Here is a 20,257-nt window from a genome sequence, read left to right on the forward strand (position 1 = left end):
TTATGTCTAAATTAGATGATATAGAATTACGCAGTGAAGAGGTACAAGATATACTTACTGCAATGCCACATTGGATGGTGAGATGGGGAAATATACTATTGTTAATCATTATTGTATTGCTCTTTGTTTTTTCTTGGTTTATACGTTATCCAGATATCGTTCAAACGGAAATAATTATTACCACACAAATTCCTCCCGAAAAATTAGTAGCAAATTCTACGGGAAAAATTGCGCATATTTTTATTTCTGATAAAGGAGTTGTTACCCTACATACTCCTTTAGCCATTATTGAAAATCCTGCAAATTACAAGGATGTTTATGCACTTAAAAATTTAATTGAAACTTTGGATATCAATAATTTAGATTTCAATTTTCCAATTGAAGAGGCCTCTATTTTACAGTTAGGGGGGATTGAATCAGCCTATGCGAATTTTGAAAAAAGTTACCTCGAATTCAGTATAAATAAAAATTTAAAACCTTATCTTATTGATAAACAAGCACAGAATTTCGAGCAAATACAAGAGGAATCGAGGTTACAGTTGCTACTGGAACAAAAGGAAATTGCAAGTAAGGAATTGACCTATAAACGAACTGAACTGGAACGACATAAAAAATTGTTTGACAAAGGGGTTATTCCTGCACAAGAATGGGAAAGTAAAAATGTGGAATACCTGCAGCAAGAAAAAAGCATCAATAGTTTAACTTCACAAATCACCAACATCCGCTCTTCGTTAAATGATTTAAATAAGAGTAAAAAAACGACGTTATTAAGTGAATCGAAGGATGATTTAATTCTGAAACGCAATGTGATTTTAGCCATCAATCAGCTTAAAAAATCAATTTTAGATTGGGAATTAGCTTATGTGATTCAAGCATCAATTGAGGGGAAAGTCACATTTTTACAAATTTGGAAAGAAAATCAAAATATTACAGCTGGAGATAATGTGTTTGTAATTATTCCAGAAAACAACAATTTTATTGGAAAAGTGAAAGCAACGGCTTTGAATTCTGGTAAGATAAAAGTGGGACAGCGAGTGAATATCCGATTAGCAAATTATCCAGATAGAGAATTTGGAATTGTGCAAGGTGAGGTAAAGTCATTTTCTCTTATCCCTGATAAGGAGAATAATCTATTAATCGATATTGATTTACCAAAGGGACTAAAATCATCGTATAATAAAGAGCTTTTATTTCAACAAGAAATGTCTGGTACTGCCGATATTATTACGGATGACTTAAGATTAATTGAGCGCCTATTATATCAATTCAGAGATTTATTTAAACGCGATTAGGATGAAAAAGTATATTTTATTCCTTTTGTTTTTGCCTTGTAGTGTGAGTGGTTTGTATGGACAAGATACCTTGACTTTTAAAGCTTGTTTGGATCTGGCTTTTACAAATAATCTAGCACTAAAGGAAGCCTTTCTAGAGGAAGAGTTATCTGCTATTCAGTATAAAAGCAGTAAGATGGAGCTGTACCCTAATTTAAATGGGAGTATTTCCAATAATAATGCATTTGGGAGGAGTATTGATCCGTATTCCAATTCATTTATCGATACAAAATTTAAATCGTATTCAGGAAGTATTGCTAGTAATATTACTTTGTTTAATGGGTTTTCAAAAATAAACACCATAAAAATGACGAAAGCTGAAGTTGATATCCAACAAACAGCAATCGATAGGATTAAGGATGATATTACAATTCAAGTCGCCTCTTTGTATACTACAATATTATATACAGAAGAATTAATTAAAAGCTATAAAGAACAGAATCAAATTTCAAAACAACAAAAGGATTTTTTACAGGTTCGATTTGAAGAGGGCGTCATCGCTGAAAGTGAATTGTTTAAACTCGATGCACAAATAGCATCAGAGTCTGTAAATCTGATTACGATAGAGCATGTATTAAAGATGTATTACTTGGATTTACAACAACTAGTTAATGTTCCTATTACCACTAAAATGCATTTACAAGCACTAGATGTACTCGAAATAAAAGGAGATTTTGACGATTTATATCTTTTAGATGTAGAGAAGACGTATCAAGAAAATCCTAGTTTTTTGATAACAAAAATGCAAGAAGAGAATGCGAAACTAAATATTAAACTTAGTCAAGCAGCATATTTACCATCATTGAATTTACAGTTAAACTATGGTTCTTTTTATAGCGATAGCAATAGTAATTTTAACTTCAATGAACAGTGGAATAACAATAAGAATTATGGCTTTAGCTTATCACTTTCTATCCCCGTTTTTAATGGTTTTTCTGTTCGTCAAAATGTAAAAAGAGCGAAAACGCAATATAAACAGAGTTTGGTACGCACGGATATAGAAAAGAATAGATTGATAAAAGTATTGAGTCAAGCAAATAATGATTTAGTTGCTTCTCAAGAAAAATTAAAATCAGCAGGAAGCGCTTTATTGTTTGCACAGAAGACATTTGAGGCTGATCAATTAAAATATGAATACGGTAAAATTAGCTTAACGGAATTGTTATTGACACAGAAAGATTATTTCAATAGTCAAGCAGAACTAATAAAAGCCAAATATGAATATGTTTATAATAAGGGAGTTATTGGGTTTTATAGTGAAAATAGTTTTTCGTTTTAATTTTAAATTGTATTTATTATACCTTAAAAGACTTATGTAATACTACTATACCTTTTACTTTTCTTGAGGCTTTCAAAAATATTGGAGAAGTATAAAATTAGCCTAACTATCATCAATCTTTAGTTCTACAATAAAACAAAGTAGTTTATCTGATACATTCTTACAATCACTCGTTAAAAAGATTTTCAATATCCTTTTTGTTGTAGTAATATGAGCTTAGTACCTTACGATACCTCAATTTACCACTGATACGTAGTGTTTGTAGTGAAGCTGGCGAAATACTAAGTAATTGTCTTGCTACTTTAGCCTTTACCCATTCAAGAGAGGTTTCTTTCTTTTGTTTAGCTAAGATTTCTTTTAGCTCTCCAATGATTGTTTGAGCAAACAATCTTAAGTCTTCCTTTGTGATCTGATTTTCCATGATAGTTGTTTTTTAGGTTAAACAACTAAGATATATTAAATTAAAAAGGTTAGTGTTCTGTTGGAACTACTGAGGTGGTTTTGGCTTTGAATGATAAAAATATCTATTTGACTGAAATCCACATAGCAATATTGTCATAGTATCTATCATTATCTTTAATAAAATTTGGTGTAGTACCTATCTCATTAAAACCTAATTTACGATACAATGCTATTCCTGCTTGATTTTCTGCATAAACATCTAATGTTATTATTTCTAAAGAATCATTATTCCTAGCCCATTCTAGAGCTTTATTCAATAATTCTTTACCTAAACCTGTGCCTCTCCACTTCTTTAATATTCCCATACCAAGTATTGCTGTATGCATGAGCGCCTTTCTATGATGTCCAGTAATATCGAGATTACCTATTAATTCACCATTACATTCAGCAACTAACATAATTGAATTATCAGAGGAAATAAGTTTCTTTATCCACTCCGACATATCTAATTCAGTTTTATTGAATTCATCTGCATTAATAGGAATATATTCTGAATCATCTAAATATTCTTTGATTAGGTTTAATAGTTCTTTAGCATCAGTAATCTCTGCTTGTCTAATTAAAACTTTTATCTCTTTTTTTAGTAGAATCTGTTGTTGAATAAATTTCATTCTATACTTTTAGATAAATATGTAAATGCCTTATTTACTTGAAAGCAGTTTTTCTAAATAAGCTATTTTCTCTTTTTCTGCTTCAAGTAATCGCTCATAAAGTTTTTTATTTTCTTCATAAGCTTCTACTAATTTATCAAGGGGATTGAATGTAGGATTGTATAAATTCTTTATTGCAGAAGAATCATCTTGAAAGGTATTATTGGTAATAATATTCATCACCTTGTCGTCTGAATATTCTTTAATTACCTCAATAGGTACCTCTAATATTTTAGCAATGCTTTCTAATTTAGTTTCCTCAACAGACTCACTGTTTTCAATAATCGATACTTGTTGCTGACTAATGCCTAAAAGCTCAGCTAACGTTGTTTGCTTCATTCCTTTTATTTCTCGGATTCGACTAATATTTCTTCCTATATGTTTTTGAGTGGCTGTTGTCATGGCTTAATCTGTTTAGGAGTTTTACAAATGTATTAAAGAGGTTTCTAAACCTATTACATATCTATTACTAATAATAGTGTAAGATACTAATTTTCAATTGTATTATACAAGTAAAATTAGTTCGGTACCGCTAAATCCATTGCAAACTTTGACAGTATTAATAATCAAAACACTGTCACTTTATGAAAACTAAATTAGAAATCAACGAATTACAAGGTATTCCTCTTGTCGTTCAAGAGAAACTATTCTATGAGATCAATAATGGGAATGTTGAATTAATCTTTGCAACAAGTCCTCATTTTTCAGCTATCAAGCAAATATCGGTTGTTCTAAATAAAGATATATCAGAGGCTAAAAGGCAAGAACTACAAGAATCTTCTTGGACTAAAGAAGTGTTTGAACAGTTTGGTGTAGTTGTAACGTTTTGTAAACACATTGTATTCCCTTTTGAAAGCGATTTTCACTTTACTTATATCTCTCTTTATCTGAATCCACAGTTTATAATCTATTCTCGTAAAGAAAGTAGTTGGGGAAGTTTATTACAGAACTTTTATACTTTTTCAATTAGAAAACAACTCCTACAGCTTGATAATTGGGTATTGGAGATAAAACAGAAACACGAGGATTATAAAGCTCGTTTTATAGATTCACTTGTTAAACAAAAGCAATTTCAAGCTGTATTGATTATGTATGCGCATATTATACGCCTTTACCTTTACAGTGTACAAAGCATGTTGTTTCCTAAAAGTGCTTTAATCTTTAATTCAGATGTAGAGTTATTGGAATCAATAGAAAATAACTACCCAGAACTAAATAAAATCTTCATTAATAATGAGATTGATAAAGTGTATCTGTATAATCTATTAAATGTTGATAGTAATAGCGAGACGACAATTGAAGAAAATGATCTTGCTAAGCTTGAGAGTGCATGTACTGCTATAAGTAAACAATTTGAAAAAGGAGTCAATAACTTTTTTACTCCAAGAATTGAGTATCTACTTAGTGATTTGAAAGGAAAGCAAATTTTCTCTAAAGTAGAATATGAACAGTTTATGCTTAATGCTGTGATTAAAAGACTTCTTCAAAGCTACCGCATTGACTTAATCTATTTGATAGAAAGTAAAGTTTCTAATGACTCTATAGAATTCCTCTTGTTTATAGTCGGTACTGATATTAAGATTCAAATGGAACAGCACATGTCAACCTTAATTCGAAATCACTTTAATCAACGAGTAGAAATTACTTGCCTACTACATAAAACCACTTGGACAGAACGTCATGGTACAAAGTTCTTGCCTTTTATCTACAAGCACATCACAGATGATAATATAGTATATAGTAGAACCTCAAAAAAGCATTCTAAGTTTATTCTTCCTGTTTTTGAACTACCCGAAGATACCGATAGTTCTAATTGGCAAAGGGACTTTTGGAAGCTATGTCAAGATAACTTAGAGAGTCAATGGTTACAAATGGATTTGTTTAGTTGTTCTACCTATCAGATTGGACATGTTGTACAGTTAGGAAGTATTTTCAAGCAATTGTGTCTTTCATTTTTATATAAGAAGCTGAACTATGTACCCCATTTTGCTAGTCCTCGTTACTTGTGGAAACTCGTGCAATGGGCTGATAGAGATTATAGCAATCAGTTAATGAATACAGAACAGTCAGATGCTCTTTTCTATTTTCTAAATACAAAACTGCCTTACTTTCCAAGACAATCAACCCCCGTTAGTACTCCTACGCAAGAGCAGTATTTAAACACACTGCACATTTGTAATCACTTTTACAATCACCTTAAAGAATTATATACCAATTAATAACCCTTAAATATTTTAAATTATGGAAACTAAATTTCAATTACTAAAAGAGCAAAAGTTCCCTGAGAACTTAGAGAAAAAACTAATAAGTAGTATAACAGATAAACAGGTTACTACTATTTGGCACGGAGGAGTTTATGATTCATCCTATGACCTTGAAGTATTTTGGCTTCGCGTAAAAGACAAAGAGGAAGCTACTAAAGTATTTAGCAAGGAATATACTAAAGCACTCTTTGAAAACAGTAATTATCATATTGTATTATTAGACGATAACGATTTTGAATTACAAAATAAAGCAGGAAGAGCATTTACTAAATTATGTTTAGGTGATACGCTTTTACTCTACAAGGATGATAGTATAGAACTTCCAAGAAGTGATGGTTATTCGTATGATGTAGAGAGGTACAAGCTCAAATATATAGAAACCTATAAGCGTTTATCATCTTATTCAGATGATTTTATCAAAGAGAAAACCTCAGGAGTGTCTTATCTCTATTTAAAATTCTTTGAGCATGATTTAGATGTTATTGAAACAATGCTCTTTGGAACTACTAATACACAATGTGACATTACAGAGAGACTGTTATTGCTTGAGCGAGTATTTGCTCCTATCAAGAGCCTTTTTATAAAGAAAGAAGAAAACTTATACTACATAATAGATTCGATTGATAGGGACTCTGAAACTGCATTATATGATGATTGGGCGTTAGCACTTCAGAAAGTTCAAGCGAAGTTACATAGTATAGTTATACAGTTGCTTGAGAAACTTGAAGTAGATTCAAGATCATATAAGATAAAATCAAAAGTTAAGGCAAAGAAGAAAAAAATATTCAAGCATTTATATCAATTATTTCCTCTAACTAAGACTAAGGGAGTAGAGGAAATTTACAAATTTCATGAAGCTGTAATCTTCGAAGCTGAAAGAACAATTAAACATTTTTATCTTTTAGTACTTACTACTAAAGAGGAAATTGACGAAGTACAAAAAGTAATTGATAGTTTTAGTTGTAAAGATGATAATGTTAGATTTACGATTATCGCTCATACAAGACTTTTTATTCAAGAATACAGCTTTGAACACATCTATTTCTTTGAAAAGGTAATTAAAGAAGAAAATATAATCTACTCAAATGGGTATTATCCTTCCATTCATTGGATGAGTAATTATGATTGTGATTATAGCGAAAGTGCCTTCAGATTAGATTATTCAATCACCAAAATTAATAAGTTAATCAATAAGAATATTGTGAATCCTAAAAAGGAAGGCTTTATCTCTACAAATAGATTACATAGGTGCTTATATATAAAGTTACAGATGTATGTACTTTTTCACACGTACTATTTACCCCACACGACAAACTTAAAAACACTCATAGATTTAGCTCTTTATGCAGACAATGAAAATGCATCTAAGCTGAATAAACTGTTTAGTCAACTAGATTCCTTTTTGCTTACCTACACTCAGAAGAATACTGGGCAGAAAGACAATAATTTAATTTTAGATAACTCTACTATTGATTCATTAAAGCAGTTCTTTGATTTTATAGATGCATAAAGTAATAAATGGGGGATATTTTTTATTAATAATTGCACAAAGTTAGGCAATGCCTAGCGGTTCGCTAACAAGAAATTCCCCCATAAATGCTTGACTAAAGCCTTCGCTTTATTGCGTTGCTTCTTGCGCTCGCTAAGCCATTACCAATTGTGGCTCCATAATTAATTTAAAAATTTAATATTATGGAAACTACAGTTTTAAACAAAGAATGGCTTATTGCCTCAGAAGTAGAATTAATTTACAAATCAAAAGTAAAAGCTTCACAGAGACCTCAAATTACATCTTCTTACAGTGCCTATCAAATAGCATTAAAGGCTTGGGATAGTAACAAGATTGAATTATTAGAACAGTTTAAAGTACTTATGCTTTCAAACAACAATAAAGTACTTGGAGTATTAGAAGTTTCCTCAGGAGGGATAACAGGTACAATAGTAGATTTAAGAATTATCTTCTCTGCTCTTTTAAAAGCGCATGCAGTGGGATTTTTGATCGTACATAACCATCCATCAGGAAAATTAGCTTCAAGTGATGCTGATAGACAAATTACAAGAAAGATTAAAGAAGCAAGCAAAATACTTGATATTACTCTTTTAGATCATTTAATTATAACAGCTGAGAGTTATTACTCTTTTGCAGATGAAGGCATCTTATAAGGTGCCTTTGTTTTTTTAAAGAAGTAAAACTGTAAAGATGCTTTTACAGTTTTACTTCTTTATTGTTTTATTGAAATACTTAAAAAATAGGTTTATTCTTTTCATTAAAGCTTGTGGTTATCTCTTGTTCGAATTCGTTAAAGTGATGCTCTAATAGATTATTTAGATAAGTATAGACAGATACCTTATTTTCGCCTATTACTTGAACTATACGGTTTAACTTTTTATGGAACTCTGGGCGAATATAGACAGTTTTACCATCTTTTGCTTTAGTAGATACTTCTTTTAAAAAAGTATCTACATAATTCTCTATACTCTTAGTCGTTTGTACTTGAGCTGATTCTCTTAATTGATTAAGTTTTTCCATTATAAAATAGGTTTGAATTTGTCATTAAAATATTGGGTAATCTCAGAGTTATACTGCTGTAGATGTTGTTTTAAGATATTGTCTAAATAAGAGTAAAGCGTTGTTTTTTCTTCTTTAGCCAGTTGGGTTATACGAAGTAATACTTCGTGATACTCTGGTCGGATATAAACGACCTTTCCTGCTCTTGATGAAGGAAATTCATTAATTAGAAAAAGCTCTTGGTATTTAGTAGTTGTTATTTCTTTCTTTGGCTTCTTCTCTTTGACTTTTGTTGTTTTTTCTTGGATTAGAGGTTCTTCTCTTTCTTCTACGATAGGCTTAGCTTGTTCTACAGACTTAACTTCTATATCACCACTCATGATATTCATTAAATAATCTTCATCGACTAACTCATTTTGACTGTCTTTTTTTGATGGTTGGTTTACTGTTCCCATATTGTACTTTTTTAAAGGTTTACATTTTACATTATGGATAGTTGTAAGTTTTAGCTTGTTGGAAACATTATACTAATACGTTTTTACACCAAGATTATCTTAAAACAGTTTTAAAGCGCTATTTCAAAGACAATTGCAAAACTTACTTAACTATCTTACAGCAAAGAAAGTATATATACAGTTTGAAAACTTTAAATGGAATTTTAAGGTTGCACTTGGCACTTTAGTGTCAAATAGTGAATGATTTATTAATATAAAATCACTATAGATTTTACTTTGTAAAATTGGTGGATTTAGTAATCGAAAGATCACAGCAAGTTATGTTTTGAGGCACTCGAAATTACATTCGTACCATCAAAACTACTTGCTCTTGCAGAGGGCTGGAAAACTACTCCGAAGTCGTTGTTTTTTTAGATAGACTCAGTATATTAAGGGGTTTACGGATTTCCGTAATAATATTAAAGAGAAAATCACTACGTTTGAATTAATTCAGTGACATATAATCGTGATATAATTTAACTAAAGAAAGATAACTCAATGAAAGGAAGAGTGAGTTTTTTAACTGAAACCTAAAAAAAGCTTACATTACTTATCACTATTGTTTTTCAATAAGACTATTAAGTATACTTTTTAATATCTCTTACATTAATAATTCTAACAAGATTAAAATGAAGATTGTTGTTCAAAACGATTATACTACAATACTATATCTTCCTTAAATCAAAATACATAGAATGATAAAACTTTTAAATGATTAAATCATTAATAAGATAAAAAATGAAAACAAATATTAATCAACACTACTTACCACAATATTATTTGAGAAATTTCGCTATTGATAAGAGTATTGAAATTTATGATTTAAAATTAAAAAAAAAATATACAAATTCGATTAGTAATGTTGCCTATAAAAAAAACTTCTATAATGTAGATGTTAGTTTTTTTAATGAAATAATTGAAAATGAAGTATTTCAGGATAATGATTTTATAGACAAAATAATTAATGAATATAACGAAAGTATATTAGCTTCTTTTTTTGATAGTTTTAATCCTACCAGAGATCGCATTATCAACAAAGATGAAAGCGACACAATAAGTATTATAGATTTTCATAGTCTAGTGGATTTTATTTTAGTTCAAACATATAGAAATCCAAAATTCTCACTATTTTTTAAAGATATAGATGACTATATTAAGTCTGAAATTGAGGTTGATGGAACAAAAGAATATGACAAAATTACCAGAGGAATTGTAATTTTATTACTTTTTAATAATCTGCATTATCCCAAAAAGACTAAATTTAAGTCTGATGTTTTGGTTGGATTTAAATCGATTTTGGAAGAGATTCAATTGCTGAAAACTTTAATTACTAATTCTTATAAAATAATATATTGGAATAAAACGTCAATTGACTTTATAACTAACGACTGTGGAATGTCATTTATAAGGTTAGAGGATAATGATATTTTCTCTACCATTTATGTCCCAATTAATACAAAGATAGCTGTATTATTAGTGAATAAAGAGACTTCTTTTTTTAAAAATAAAAGAATTAAAGATAATGGAACAATTTTACACTTAGAAGAACAAGATAAAATACATGTTGAAACCTATAATTTAACAATTGCAGAAAATGCAAATCGATTTGTTTTCTCACAGGATGGGATTTTTCTCAATGATATAGAAAAAATAGAGTACAAACCTTGGTGGAATATATAATTGTTAGAGTATATTTAAGTGTTCTTTAGAGAATAACCCAATTTAAAAACAACTATCATTAATTATCTATTTTGAAATTTCGATAAATATTATGAACAAGCGCTCTATTAAAGCAGACACTATTAAAATGTTATTATTAAGATCAGGAAATAAATGTTCTTTTCCTCATTGTACTCATCCTATTTTTAATGATGACAATTTGTTAGTAGCTCAGTTATGTCATATTGAAGGAGTATCTCCTAAAGGGCAGAGATATAATGCGCAAAATACAATTGTTGAAAACAATTCTTATGATAATTTATTATTTATGTGCTATAGGCATCATAAAGAAACTGATGATACTCAGAAGTATACTGTTGAAAAATTAAAAAAAATAAAAAAGGATCATGAAAGTAAATATTTTGAAAAAGCATTGGTTTTATTACCGACTATGATTCAACAAGTAGAAGATGAGATGAATAGATACTGGAAAAATTTAGAGGAATTAAAAAACATTGATAGTACTGGTTTAATGATGAATATTAATAAGTCCTTTAGTTTTTTAGAAATAGTAGAAGACATCAATTTACAACTACAGTATTTAGAAGTCGCTCAAAATGATTTGTCTAATAGTAGTAATAACCTTTATACAGATACACTTACCTTATTTAAAAAGCTTAATATTAATTATAATAAACTTGAAACGCTTCCTTATTATGATAATCCTTTGGTTAATAGAGATTGGGAGCTTTTGAATATTGGAATTCCTAATTCAATTAATTCAATTCAATTATGGTTAAAGCAATTAGAATTAAAGTATTTAGAAGAAGTTTTAAAGAATAATATCAATGATAATAGTATAAGATGTTTACTTGATAAAAAGAAATTAGAATTAGAAAAATTATATCAAGAAATAATGTATCATGATTAATAATAAAGCATATTTTAAAAAATTAAATGAATTATACAATATTCTATTCTTGGCAATCTGATTTATCAAACAATCACAATCGATCTTTTATTCTTAGTGCTTTGGAAAAAGCTAGTAAGATATTTTCTCAAGATAAAAAATTTAATGTTGATACAGTTATTGACAGAGATACTTATGGCCTTGTAGGAAGTCCTTCAATCGTTGAATCAATAACAGGAAAAATAGCCAAATCAGATATTTTTGTTTGTGATATCTCAATAATTAATAAAGAACAAGATGGTAGAAAAACTCCTAACCCGAATGTATTATATGAATTAGGTTACGCTTCAGCTATACTAGGTTGGGAAAGAATTATTATGATTCAAAATACTGCGTATGGTAATATCGAAGATTTGCCATTTGATCTTAGAGGTAGAAGAATTTTACAATACTCTTTAGACGAGACTATAGAAAGTAAAAAAGAAGAAAAAGATAAACTGAAAAATAATCTATTTAATACTTTTAAAACAGCATTAAAACATTATAGTTCAGAATATATCGCAAAAGAGAAAAATATTTGGTGGGGAGAATGGGAAAACGAATCAAAGGCAAAAATGAAAAATGGTACTTTAAAAAATTTTTAGAGTTGCTTCTGATTCCTTTTTCTTTAATATAGATATTTATGATGGAGCAAGAACAGGTGATATTTTTAGAAAAGCTAAAATTTTAACACCAAATTCCGCTTATGCAAAAATTAATAGTTTTGATGATCAATGTTGTGAATTAATTTTTAAGCGTAGACTTGAAGGTGAATCATGGTATATAGAGATCGAAGAAAGTAATGCTTGCAAAGAATTTCACGGATTTGGTACTACTTTTTCAGGAAATTATAAACATCAGAGTGAGCTTGTTGTAGATTTAAATTTCATTGACGAAATTGATTTAAATGAAATAACCAGATTAACTGGAAAATATTTAGATACTTTTTTAAATAACTTTCAACAATTTGGAGAATCACAAAATTTTGATGATGATGACTTTTATGTTATTAGTGGTGGTGTTAAGGGATTTTATACAATAATGGAATCAATTTTAATAACTGATCAGAAGGGAAATATTTGGTGTGCTTTTATAGATGTAGATATTGATGCTATAAGATATTTTTCTAATAATAGTAAGGAAACCAAAACTATGGCGAAGTGGATTGAAAATCTAGGCAATAAAAATATAGTGAAAAATAAAGATAATAATCAATATGATGAGTGTAGTTATTAATTAAAAGCAATTTATTATATAAAATATTAATTGGAATGGAGTTAGTTAGCCAGATTATAAATAATTTAATAGATGACACGTCATCATTACAAAATGCACTATTAAAAACTAAGGTATTAGCAAAAAGAATAGGAAACGATAGCTTATTGGAATGGACAAATTCAGAGTTAGCAGGATATAAAAATGAGACTCTTCTTCCTGATTATAGAAGAAATATATGGAATGAGTTAAAAGGAACTATGATCAATGGAAATTATAAATATACTGATATTGCAATTCCAACAGTAGGGCTGAGTAAAAAATTCAATTATAGTTTAACTCATACAAATTTTACAGATAGTATTTCATCACTTGAAAATTTGATAAAAGAAAAAGGGACTCTAGGATCTCCATTAAACGCAGAAACGACTTCATTAATTGAAGCTAATTGGCGAAATATGGGAAACCCTTATTTAAGCCTTATATCATGTCGAAAAATAATATCTAAAGCAAGTATTGTTGAAATAATTACAAATGTTAGAAGTAAGCTCCTTGATTTTATGCTATTAATAGAAAAAGAATTTGATACTTTTACGGAAATAAAAGAGCTTATATCTAAGAATAAAGAAATTACAAGTATAATGAATCAAACAATAATTAATAATTCAGGTAATGGGAACTCTATTAACACTGGAGACAATAATGATATTGTTGTAAATAATAATATCTTGAAATCCAATATAAAGTACTTAACAAAAGTATTAGAAGAAAACAATGTATCAAGTGAAGATATTAGAGAGATTGAAGATGCAATATTAAATGATAATCATGATTATGATAATAAAACATTTGGTGACAAAACAAAAAAATGGCTTACAAAAATGTTAGGAAAATCAGTTGATGGTTCATGGAATATTGCAATTGGAACAGCAGGAAATCTATTAGCAGATCTTCTAAATAAATTTATAGGTTTCTAATATTACTAAATTTTTTTATATCAATAATATGTCTTTATTTCTCGAGCAACTTTATGCTGGCTTAGCTACATTTATTATATCAATATTTCTTCCAAAGCATTTTACTACTTTTATTAGAGAATTACTTAAATTCATATTTAAATCTATAATAAAGTATTGGTATATATTGTTTTTTATAATTGTATTTACTTTATTACTAAATTACAAGTTACTTGATATATCTATCATAACTATTCTCATTAGTATAATTATACTTGATGCTATAATAGTTTCAAGTATAAATTTATATATTCAATTTAATCAAAAATATAATTTGTATAATGTAGCTTTTTATGGTTGTTTTAGTGTTAAGAAAAATGAATACCTAACAATTGACATAGATTCTGAGAATTTAACAGAGCGATTTGAAAGAAAAATTGAAGAAATTCATAAAAACCATTATAGTTACAGGAATAAAGTTTTAGAAAATAATATTATTAAAATACCTAAATTTATTTGTATTATTTTAGGACTGCAAAAGCTTAATGCATTTATTCAAAAAAGAATTATATTACAAAAGCATATAGCATCTATTCATTTTATTAGAAATATTAATAATCAAGAATTAAATGTCATTATCAATTTTGATAGAAACAATATTACTAATACATCTATTATTGATAACGCGGAAAATTTACTTTCAAGCCTATCTTCTGATTCAAATATTAATAATTTCAAAATCATTGATATAAGTGCCTTAATTTACTTTCTCATTTTTGGTCAATTATTTAACGACATGATGATTGAACAGAAAAAATTTAAAGAAGTTCATTATATATTAGATGATTCAGAAAAAATAATTTCTAACTTAATTTCTTTATCTAACGAAATTCCAAAGAAAGATTTAGTTATTGAATTTTGTAATTATTGGATGGGGTACATTGAGAGATATAGAGCAGTTCTTTTAATGGAGCAGGAATCCTATAGTGGTGCAATCCAGCATATAATTAAATCTATTAATTATAATCCATACTTTCCATATTCTGATTATGCCACATTGAAACAAGATTTTACTAAAAAGTATGGAATAGAATTAGTACCAAACTATAATAATTTAAATAACGAGATAAATTATGAAGTTGATCTAGACTTTAATTCTGTGAAAAATGATTTAGAACAACAGATTAATTTCATTGAAGTTTCATTTCATTATTCTGTTATTAAAGAAATTTTACAAAAAAACAACACCCAAGAAATTATAGATGAGTTAGATAGCTCGTTTTATAAATTAGATCAAACCAATCCTTTTGTGTTATTAATAATTTCAGAAATTAAAAAACATATGGAAAAAGGATCACAAAAATATAATGAGATATATATTGATAGAATTGATGAAACAGTTACTCTATTGAAGAAAGTTCTAGAAATAGATAATGATTTTCCTTTAATTCATACAAAAATTGGTACACTAATGTGTATAAAAGGATTTCATTATGATAATAAAAAAATTATAGAGGAAGGATTTAAAGAATACAATAAAGGTATACATATTATGAGTAGATTAGGTTTTACAAAATAATTTAATTATATATCTTTACATAAGAATCAAATGATTCCAATCATAGTCAAAAACTTTCCGAATAAGGTGCTCACCACAATTCAAAAAAGTGAACGCCCCTATTTATAAAGCATACGAAGTAAAAGAGGCTAACCCTCTTTCTCCGCAAAGAAAACCGATAACTCTCGTTATCGGTTTTCTTTGTGTCAATTTACCTTGTTTGGGGATATGCAATCCCTCTATTATTGAAAGCTCGCTTTGAGGGTACTTTTTAGAAAATAAAAAAAACACTAAAAAAGTTGAAACACTACAAAGTAAAAAATACTGTGTTTGAAAACAACTAAATACCAATAACAGAGTTTTACCTCAACATAAACGCAAGACTATCTTCCTTAAATACGCCCTATTCTTTTTCATTGAAATCCCAGTTATCACAACTTTTATGTTAATTTAGCACGCTCAATGAACATACATATAAAAGAAGAAATAATAGGAATGAATACATTAAAACCCAACGGACAAAGAGCTAAAAATGCAGTTACCTTGATTTGGATTATGCTAATCCTTGAGATTGTCGCTCTAATTTCTGGATACTTTCAATACAATTTACTTCAAACTGTAGCTAACGGCGGTGAGATTACAATAGAAATGGCGAATGCGAATGACACAAGAGAACAGATCATTGGCATACTCTATATCGTCGCCTATATTATTTCGATTATAACCTTCATTCTGTGGTTCAGACGTGCGTATTACAATTTACACTTAAGAGTACGCAATTTATCTTTTTCTGAAGGTTGGGCTGTTGGTGGCTGGTTTGTTCCAATTCTTTCTTTATTTAGACCCTATCAGATCATGCGAGAACTATATATTGAAACAAAAGCCCTTTTAATCAAAAAAGGAATCACCTTCAATTTAAATCTCAGTACAAGTCTTTTAGGATCGTGGTGGTCCTTTTGGATTCTAAACAATTTAATTGGACAGTTTGTAATTCGCTATACACAACGTGCAGAATCAATCGACGAATTAACGATTAGTACCCTAGGGAGTATGGCCAGCCACATCATCGGAATTCCACTGGCGTTACTTACGATTAAGGTTATTGCTAACTATGCAAAAGTGGAGCCTTTGCTATTAAAAAATGAGGAAGAGCCCATAAACGATGAATACAACAGTACTCAAGTAAAAAGATAAAAACATCTATCAACAGTAGTTTGCAAAAGCAGCAAGTTTCGCGCTTAATTTAGCGTTGGTCTTACAGTTGCACAATCAACAAACATAAAACCCCAAATTATAATTCGAGGCATTCCAAACTGAATTGCAGTCTCTCCTCTATTTGTTTTTGTTTTGAGTTCTACACTTGTTTTTTTTTTTGATTTTACTGCGGAACCTTTAGGTTGATCGCATTCTTCTAAAACAAAGGCAGAATGAAGCAGTTGAGCGGCTTGAGCAGAGCCTTTTACTTTTTCTGCGCTTCGTGTGAACATAGCCGCTTCAAAGTCGTTTAATACAGTAGTTCTTAAACCATTTTCTCTCCATGATGTTGCTGCACATCCTTTAGTAATCATACGAGCTAAGAGTAAGGCATCTAATAATGCTTGGTTTGCCCCTTGTCCCTTAAATGGACTCATAGGGTGAGCTGCATCACCTAAAAGTGTAATAGCGTCTTTTTCCTTCCAGTTTTCAGGGGTTAATAATGCTCTGTCATATACAGGATAACCCGAAATTTTAGCAGGTAAAGTGGCTTGAATAATCTGGGGAATGGGATCATGCCGCGGGGTTCTTCTAGAAGCTTCTGCCAGGAGTGCTTCACTCCCCAATTGCGATAAGGCAATCGCTTCTTTTTCTTAACGAAAAAAATAGAGGACGTCTTGAACTTAAAAAATTACACAGCTTCATAGACGAAATAACAAAATAATAAAGCCTGAAGATAAGCCATACAGAACGGAATCCTGTGTGTTAGTGATGGGGCGAATTCTTTTAAGTAAAGTTGTTATTTGTAAAGTTGTAAGATTTATCGATTAAAGGGGGGATTTTTTTAATTAATTTCCCATAACCCTTCACCCATAACCATCTCTTATTTAAAAGACATAGTTTCAACTACCTTTATAACGCGTTTTTGTCTAGTTCTTTATGTTCAGCTCCCCAATTTCCTAAAGCCTTAATAATTGGAGCTAGTTTTAATCCAATAGACGTCAACTCATATTCAACGCGAGGCGGCACTTCAGGATAGACTGTTCTGAAGATAATATTATGCTCTTCTAGTTTGCGTAATTGAAGCGTTAAAACTCTTTCTGTAATATTGGGTAATACCTTTTTTATCTCTCCAAAACGCAGTACTATGCCAATCTTCTCCTTCATGCCAATAGCTCCAATGCGCGAGTTCAGAACCGCTAAATAGGCGCACTTGACGCATGTCTGTCTTTCCTTCAACACCAAACAACAACGGAATTTTCACTCCATTTTGTACAATAAAATGGCCTTGCCACACCTCATAACCATACTGCCCCGCATCTCGGGGTTCTAATTCATAGCTTTTCGTACACGATAAAAAAAGTAAAGGTAGGCTAGTCAACACAAACAGAAACACCGATTTTTTCATAAACAAAATGCAGTCAATTTGATTCAGATTGTCCTAATGTATTACAACGAAGGACTTGATTTAATTTTATCTAAAAATACGAAAAACAAACTTGCCGAACAATACGCAATCATTTAGGAACAAATGAAGAAAGAAGCGTTCAATTAATTTGTAAATTTAAGTTAATATGTTTTTTATTTGCTAGATAGGTACTACTTTTAAAATAGTGCAATTGTATTTCGACACGAAGGATTTAGACGATGAAATGCATCAATGAACATCGGGTGTAGCAGGATGAAAAATACAAGAACATCCATACATTTAATTGCACCAACGCCTAACACATAAATTCCAGCACCATGCAAAACAAAACCGTCGCAAAATCACTTATTTTAGGTTTTTTCTTACTCCTAAGTTTTTCTTTATTGGGGATTTTTATTTTTAAAGGACTAAAGACCTTTAGTGATAAGGATCGCATAGTAACCGTAAAAGGATTAGCTGAAATGAACATGATGGCAACTTCTGCAACTCTTGTGATTGATTTTGCTATTTCAGGGGATGATTTACAGCAAATAATCAAGCAAACAGAGGATAAGAAAAGCGCGATTATAGCTTATTTAACTACGCTGGGGTATGTTCAAAATGAAATTAAGATTGCTAATGTTGGAGTAAATGACCAAGAAAAATACCATGAACTCCGTTGGGAAGATGGGCGACAAGTATCTGTAAAAATTGACCGATACACGATTACCCAGCAACTGACCATTGAAGCCAAAGACATCAAAGAGGTAGAAAATAGAGCGGCTCAAATCAAACTAGATTTAATTAGCAAAGGGCTGACTTCAAACATAGAACCGATTTATTCGTTTCCGGAACTCAATTCAGTGAAGCCAGAATTAATAGCGGAAAGTACAAAAAATGCACGCATTGCTGGGGAGCAGTTTGCCAACGATTCTCAAGCAAAATTGGGCAAAATAAAAACAGCTTCTCAGGGGCAAATCACGATTGTAGGGAGGTATTATTATGATGAGGAAAATCCGAATAATGCGCTTGCAGAACCGTATATTCAAAAAGCTAGAGTAGTCAGTACCATTGTTTTCTTTTTAGAATAACAACAGTCCCAAACAAGTACATCAAGTTATTGTTTTTACGCTAAATAAATAAAAGATATAGGCTGATTTACAGTGCTTTATTTTTGGAAACATTAAATAGTTACAGCCGATACTTCCCTGTGAATGATCGGTTTTTTCTTTTTTAGATCGATGGAAAACAGACTATTAAAACAATTTCATATCCCCATCTTGAATCCAGTTTTTCTTTTTCATGACAGCATAAATCAAGTAAGATAAAAGCATCGGCAATATAATTTGTAAGCTTACAATCGCCAAGAGAATATAGGTGGTGGAATACGCGTCTTTCATCGCATTAAAAGTTCCGATTTGGCCTACTAATCCACAGCTTCCCATACCGGATTCTAAGGCTGTATTTTGCATGTCAAAAAACAAAATGGCTATGGGACCTAGTATAGCGGCTGTTACGGTTGGTGGAATCCAGATCTTCCAATTCTTGTAGATGTTAGGCATCTGCAACATACTCGTACCAAGGCCTTGGGCTAATAATCCCTTTATGCCATTGTCTTTGTAGCTAATGGTAGCAAATCCAATCATTTGTGCACAACAACCAATCGTAGCGGCTCCTGCTGCTAAACCATCCAATTGCAACATCAAACACAGGGCTGCGGAGGAGATGGGTAGGGTTAAAACCATTCCCACTACAACAGCTATGACCATTCCCATGATGAGGGGATTCGTGTCCGTAGCAAGGATAATTACTTGCCCAATCCATTGCATCACCTGATTGACACTAGGGCCAATTAATTGAGCTAAAGCCACACCAACTAAAACGGTGACGATGGGCGTAACGACAATATCGATCCTTGTTTCTCCTGCAACAGCTTTTCCAATTTCTACTGCAATAATAGTTGCTAGAAATACACCTAATGGGCCTCCCAATTGATAAGCTGCTATGCCCACGACAGCAGAAGAGAACAACACCAATTGGGGCGCTCTTAAGCTATAGGCGATCGCAAGTGCTATTGCCGGACCTGTCGCCTGATTTGCAAAAGGCCAAACCACTTCTTTTAAAAAGGGAATACTAAATTCTTCTCCAATGGTTTTTAGGATTGTCCCTACAAGCAACGTTGCAAATAATCCATAGGCCATGGCTCCCATAGCATCAATAAAGTATCGCTTACTTGAAATTTGGATGTCTTTTTTTTGAAGAAATGCTTGCATGAATCGGTTGATTTAATAAAAATAATAAGCCTCAATTCGTTGTTGATGAAACCGAG

21 protein-coding genes and 1 pseudogene are annotated in these 20,257 nt (G+C 30.4%); 13 read left to right on the plus strand and 9 right to left on the minus strand.

Features of this window, described 5'->3' with window-relative positions:
• Positions 1-2: 2 nt before the first annotated feature.
• The gene (locus M2306_RS03585; protein WP_259188005.1) at positions 3-1,292 is read left to right on the plus strand and encodes an HlyD family secretion protein; all 1,290 of its coding nucleotides are present in this window, start codon (positions 3-5) and stop codon (positions 1,290-1,292) included.
• A gap of 1 nt (position 1,293) precedes the next feature.
• Positions 1,294-2,610, plus strand: a complete 1,317-nt coding sequence (locus M2306_RS03590; RefSeq protein WP_259188006.1) for a TolC family protein — start codon at positions 1,294-1,296, stop codon at positions 2,608-2,610.
• 166 nt (positions 2,611-2,776) lie between these two features.
• On the opposite strand, the gene M2306_RS03595 is transcribed toward M2306_RS03590, so the two are convergent.
• The 3 genes from M2306_RS03595 to M2306_RS03605 all read right to left on the minus strand — a co-directional run bounded on the left by M2306_RS03595 (position 2,777) and on the right by M2306_RS03605 (position 4,124).
• Entirely contained in the window at positions 2,777-3,031 is a 255-nt protein-coding gene (locus tag M2306_RS03595) for a helix-turn-helix domain-containing protein (RefSeq protein WP_259188007.1), read from the minus strand.
• 103 nt (positions 3,032-3,134) lie between these two features.
• Complete coding sequence (locus tag M2306_RS03600) at positions 3,135-3,683, minus strand: GNAT family N-acetyltransferase (RefSeq protein WP_259188009.1); 549 nt, start codon at positions 3,681-3,683, stop codon at positions 3,135-3,137.
• Between the two features lie 30 nt (positions 3,684-3,713).
• Positions 3,714-4,124 (minus strand): helix-turn-helix domain-containing protein, encoded by a 411-nt coding sequence (locus M2306_RS03605; RefSeq protein ID WP_259188010.1) that lies wholly within the window; start codon positions 4,122-4,124, stop codon positions 3,714-3,716.
• 182 nt (positions 4,125-4,306) lie between these two features.
• Between M2306_RS03605 and M2306_RS03610 the strand changes: the two genes are divergently transcribed.
• The 3 genes from M2306_RS03610 (at position 4,307) to M2306_RS03620 (ending at position 8,149) form a co-directional block, all read left to right on the plus strand.
• Positions 4,307-5,941 (plus strand): hypothetical protein, encoded by a 1,635-nt coding sequence (locus tag M2306_RS03610; protein WP_259188011.1) that lies wholly within the window; start codon positions 4,307-4,309, stop codon positions 5,939-5,941.
• A 22-nt stretch (positions 5,942-5,963) separates the two neighbouring features.
• The gene (locus tag M2306_RS03615; protein WP_259188012.1) at positions 5,964-7,496 is read left to right on the plus strand and encodes a hypothetical protein; all 1,533 of its coding nucleotides are present in this window, start codon (positions 5,964-5,966) and stop codon (positions 7,494-7,496) included.
• A gap of 182 nt (positions 7,497-7,678) precedes the next feature.
• Positions 7,679-8,149 (plus strand): JAB domain-containing protein, encoded by a 471-nt coding sequence (locus M2306_RS03620; protein WP_259188013.1) that lies wholly within the window; start codon positions 7,679-7,681, stop codon positions 8,147-8,149.
• Positions 8,150-8,228: 79 nt separating this feature from the next.
• Here M2306_RS03620 and M2306_RS03625 read toward each other — a convergent pair whose 3' ends face one another.
• Positions 8,229-8,516, minus strand: a complete 288-nt coding sequence (locus M2306_RS03625; RefSeq protein WP_259188014.1) for a DUF3408 domain-containing protein — start codon at positions 8,514-8,516, stop codon at positions 8,229-8,231.
• On the minus strand, positions 8,516-8,950 hold the full coding sequence (locus M2306_RS03630; protein WP_259188015.1) for a DUF3408 domain-containing protein: 435 nt from the start codon (positions 8,948-8,950) through the stop codon (positions 8,516-8,518). Before M2306_RS03630 ends, M2306_RS03625 begins: the two co-directional genes overlap by 1 nt.
• Positions 8,951-9,727: 777 nt before the next feature.
• On the opposite strand from M2306_RS03630, the gene M2306_RS03635 reads away from it, so the two are divergent.
• The 7 genes from M2306_RS03635 to M2306_RS03665 all read left to right on the plus strand — a co-directional run bounded on the left by M2306_RS03635 (position 9,728) and on the right by M2306_RS03665 (position 16,520).
• On the plus strand, positions 9,728-10,669 hold the full coding sequence (locus M2306_RS03635) for a DUF4238 domain-containing protein (RefSeq protein WP_259188016.1): 942 nt from the start codon (positions 9,728-9,730) through the stop codon (positions 10,667-10,669).
• Positions 10,670-10,760: 91 nt separating this feature from the next.
• Positions 10,761-11,579: a hypothetical protein gene (locus M2306_RS03640; protein WP_259188017.1), complete on the plus strand. Its 819-nt coding sequence runs from the start codon at positions 10,761-10,763 to the stop codon at positions 11,577-11,579.
• Positions 11,580-11,605: 26 nt separating this feature from the next.
• Complete coding sequence (locus M2306_RS03645) at positions 11,606-12,202, plus strand: TIR domain-containing protein (RefSeq protein WP_498882759.1); 597 nt, start codon at positions 11,606-11,608, stop codon at positions 12,200-12,202.
• Between the two features lie 436 nt (positions 12,203-12,638).
• Positions 12,639-12,833 carry a hypothetical protein gene (locus tag M2306_RS03650; RefSeq protein WP_498882760.1) on the plus strand — a complete coding sequence of 65 codons (195 nt, stop codon included), beginning with the start codon at positions 12,639-12,641 and terminating at the stop codon, positions 12,831-12,833.
• A 35-nt stretch (positions 12,834-12,868) separates the two neighbouring features.
• The gene (locus tag M2306_RS03655) at positions 12,869-13,789 is read left to right on the plus strand and encodes an AbiTii domain-containing protein (RefSeq protein WP_259188020.1); all 921 of its coding nucleotides are present in this window, start codon (positions 12,869-12,871) and stop codon (positions 13,787-13,789) included.
• Positions 13,790-14,102: 313 nt separating this feature from the next.
• Complete coding sequence (locus M2306_RS03660) at positions 14,103-15,347, plus strand: hypothetical protein (protein WP_498882761.1); 1,245 nt, start codon at positions 14,103-14,105, stop codon at positions 15,345-15,347.
• A 441-nt stretch (positions 15,348-15,788) separates the two neighbouring features.
• Positions 15,789-16,520, plus strand: a complete 732-nt coding sequence (locus tag M2306_RS03665; protein ID WP_259188024.1) for a DUF4328 domain-containing protein — start codon at positions 15,789-15,791, stop codon at positions 16,518-16,520.
• A 44-nt stretch (positions 16,521-16,564) separates the two neighbouring features.
• Here M2306_RS03665 and M2306_RS03670 read toward each other — a convergent pair whose 3' ends face one another.
• The 3 genes and pseudogenes from M2306_RS03670 to M2306_RS03680 all read right to left on the minus strand — a co-directional run bounded on the left by M2306_RS03670 (position 16,565) and on the right by M2306_RS03680 (position 17,928).
• Complete coding sequence (locus M2306_RS03670) at positions 16,565-17,146, minus strand: FAD-dependent monooxygenase (RefSeq protein WP_498882762.1); 582 nt, start codon at positions 17,144-17,146, stop codon at positions 16,565-16,567.
• A 286-nt stretch (positions 17,147-17,432) separates the two neighbouring features.
• A pseudogene (locus tag M2306_RS03675) lies at positions 17,433-17,663 on the minus strand (winged helix-turn-helix transcriptional regulator); the annotation flags it as partial.
• Positions 17,578-17,928 carry a hypothetical protein gene (locus M2306_RS03680; RefSeq protein WP_259188201.1) on the minus strand — a complete coding sequence of 117 codons (351 nt, stop codon included), beginning with the start codon at positions 17,926-17,928 and terminating at the stop codon, positions 17,578-17,580. The pseudogene M2306_RS03675 and the gene M2306_RS03680, both read right to left, overlap by 86 nt.
• A gap of 338 nt (positions 17,929-18,266) precedes the next feature.
• Between M2306_RS03680 and M2306_RS03685 the strand changes: the two genes are divergently transcribed.
• Positions 18,267-19,019, plus strand: a complete 753-nt coding sequence (locus M2306_RS03685; protein WP_259188026.1) for an SIMPL domain-containing protein — start codon at positions 18,267-18,269, stop codon at positions 19,017-19,019.
• 165 nt (positions 19,020-19,184) lie between these two features.
• Here M2306_RS03685 and M2306_RS03690 read toward each other — a convergent pair whose 3' ends face one another.
• Positions 19,185-20,201 carry a PTS sugar transporter subunit IIC gene (locus tag M2306_RS03690; RefSeq protein WP_259188028.1) on the minus strand — a complete coding sequence of 339 codons (1,017 nt, stop codon included), beginning with the start codon at positions 20,199-20,201 and terminating at the stop codon, positions 19,185-19,187.
• Positions 20,202-20,257 lie beyond the last annotated feature (56 nt).

The sequence above is a fragment of the Myroides gitamensis genome, from assembly GCF_029894455.1.
Taxonomy (GTDB): Bacteria; Bacteroidota; Bacteroidia; order Flavobacteriales; family Flavobacteriaceae; genus Flavobacterium; species Flavobacterium odoratum.

What these genes read in the sequence shown, in the direction of transcription:
- M2306_RS03585 (WP_259188005.1), top strand. Translation starts at nt 3, where the DNA reads ATGTCTAAATTAGATGATATAGAATTACGCAGTGAAGAGGTACAAGAT.
- M2306_RS03590 (WP_259188006.1), top strand. Translation starts at nt 1,294, where the DNA reads ATGAAAAAGTATATTTTATTCCTTTTGTTTTTGCCTTGTAGTGTGAGT.
- M2306_RS03595 (WP_259188007.1), bottom strand. Translation starts at nt 3,031, where the DNA reads ATGGAAAATCAGATCACAAAGGAAGACTTAAGATTGTTTGCTCAAACA.
- M2306_RS03600 (WP_259188009.1), bottom strand. Translation starts at nt 3,683, where the DNA reads ATGAAATTTATTCAACAACAGATTCTACTAAAAAAAGAGATAAAAGTT.
- M2306_RS03605 (WP_259188010.1), bottom strand. Translation starts at nt 4,124, where the DNA reads ATGACAACAGCCACTCAAAAACATATAGGAAGAAATATTAGTCGAATC.
- M2306_RS03610 (WP_259188011.1), top strand. Translation starts at nt 4,307, where the DNA reads ATGAAAACTAAATTAGAAATCAACGAATTACAAGGTATTCCTCTTGTC.
- M2306_RS03615 (WP_259188012.1), top strand. Translation starts at nt 5,964, where the DNA reads ATGGAAACTAAATTTCAATTACTAAAAGAGCAAAAGTTCCCTGAGAAC.
- M2306_RS03620 (WP_259188013.1), top strand. Translation starts at nt 7,679, where the DNA reads ATGGAAACTACAGTTTTAAACAAAGAATGGCTTATTGCCTCAGAAGTA.
- M2306_RS03625 (WP_259188014.1), bottom strand. Translation starts at nt 8,516, where the DNA reads ATGGAAAAACTTAATCAATTAAGAGAATCAGCTCAAGTACAAACGACT.
- M2306_RS03630 (WP_259188015.1), bottom strand. Translation starts at nt 8,950, where the DNA reads ATGGGAACAGTAAACCAACCATCAAAAAAAGACAGTCAAAATGAGTTA.
- M2306_RS03635 (WP_259188016.1), top strand. Translation starts at nt 9,728, where the DNA reads ATGAAAACAAATATTAATCAACACTACTTACCACAATATTATTTGAGA.
- M2306_RS03640 (WP_259188017.1), top strand. Translation starts at nt 10,761, where the DNA reads ATGAACAAGCGCTCTATTAAAGCAGACACTATTAAAATGTTATTATTA.
- M2306_RS03645 (WP_498882759.1), top strand. Translation starts at nt 11,606, where the DNA reads ATGAATTATACAATATTCTATTCTTGGCAATCTGATTTATCAAACAAT.
- M2306_RS03650 (WP_498882760.1), top strand. Translation starts at nt 12,639, where the DNA reads ATGGAATCAATTTTAATAACTGATCAGAAGGGAAATATTTGGTGTGCT.
- M2306_RS03655 (WP_259188020.1), top strand. Translation starts at nt 12,869, where the DNA reads ATGGAGTTAGTTAGCCAGATTATAAATAATTTAATAGATGACACGTCA.
- M2306_RS03665 (WP_259188024.1), top strand. Translation starts at nt 15,789, where the DNA reads ATGAACATACATATAAAAGAAGAAATAATAGGAATGAATACATTAAAA.
- M2306_RS03680 (WP_259188201.1), bottom strand. Translation starts at nt 17,928, where the DNA reads ATGAAAAAATCGGTGTTTCTGTTTGTGTTGACTAGCCTACCTTTACTT.
- M2306_RS03685 (WP_259188026.1), top strand. Translation starts at nt 18,267, where the DNA reads ATGCAAAACAAAACCGTCGCAAAATCACTTATTTTAGGTTTTTTCTTA.
- M2306_RS03690 (WP_259188028.1), bottom strand. Translation starts at nt 20,201, where the DNA reads ATGCAAGCATTTCTTCAAAAAAAAGACATCCAAATTTCAAGTAAGCGA.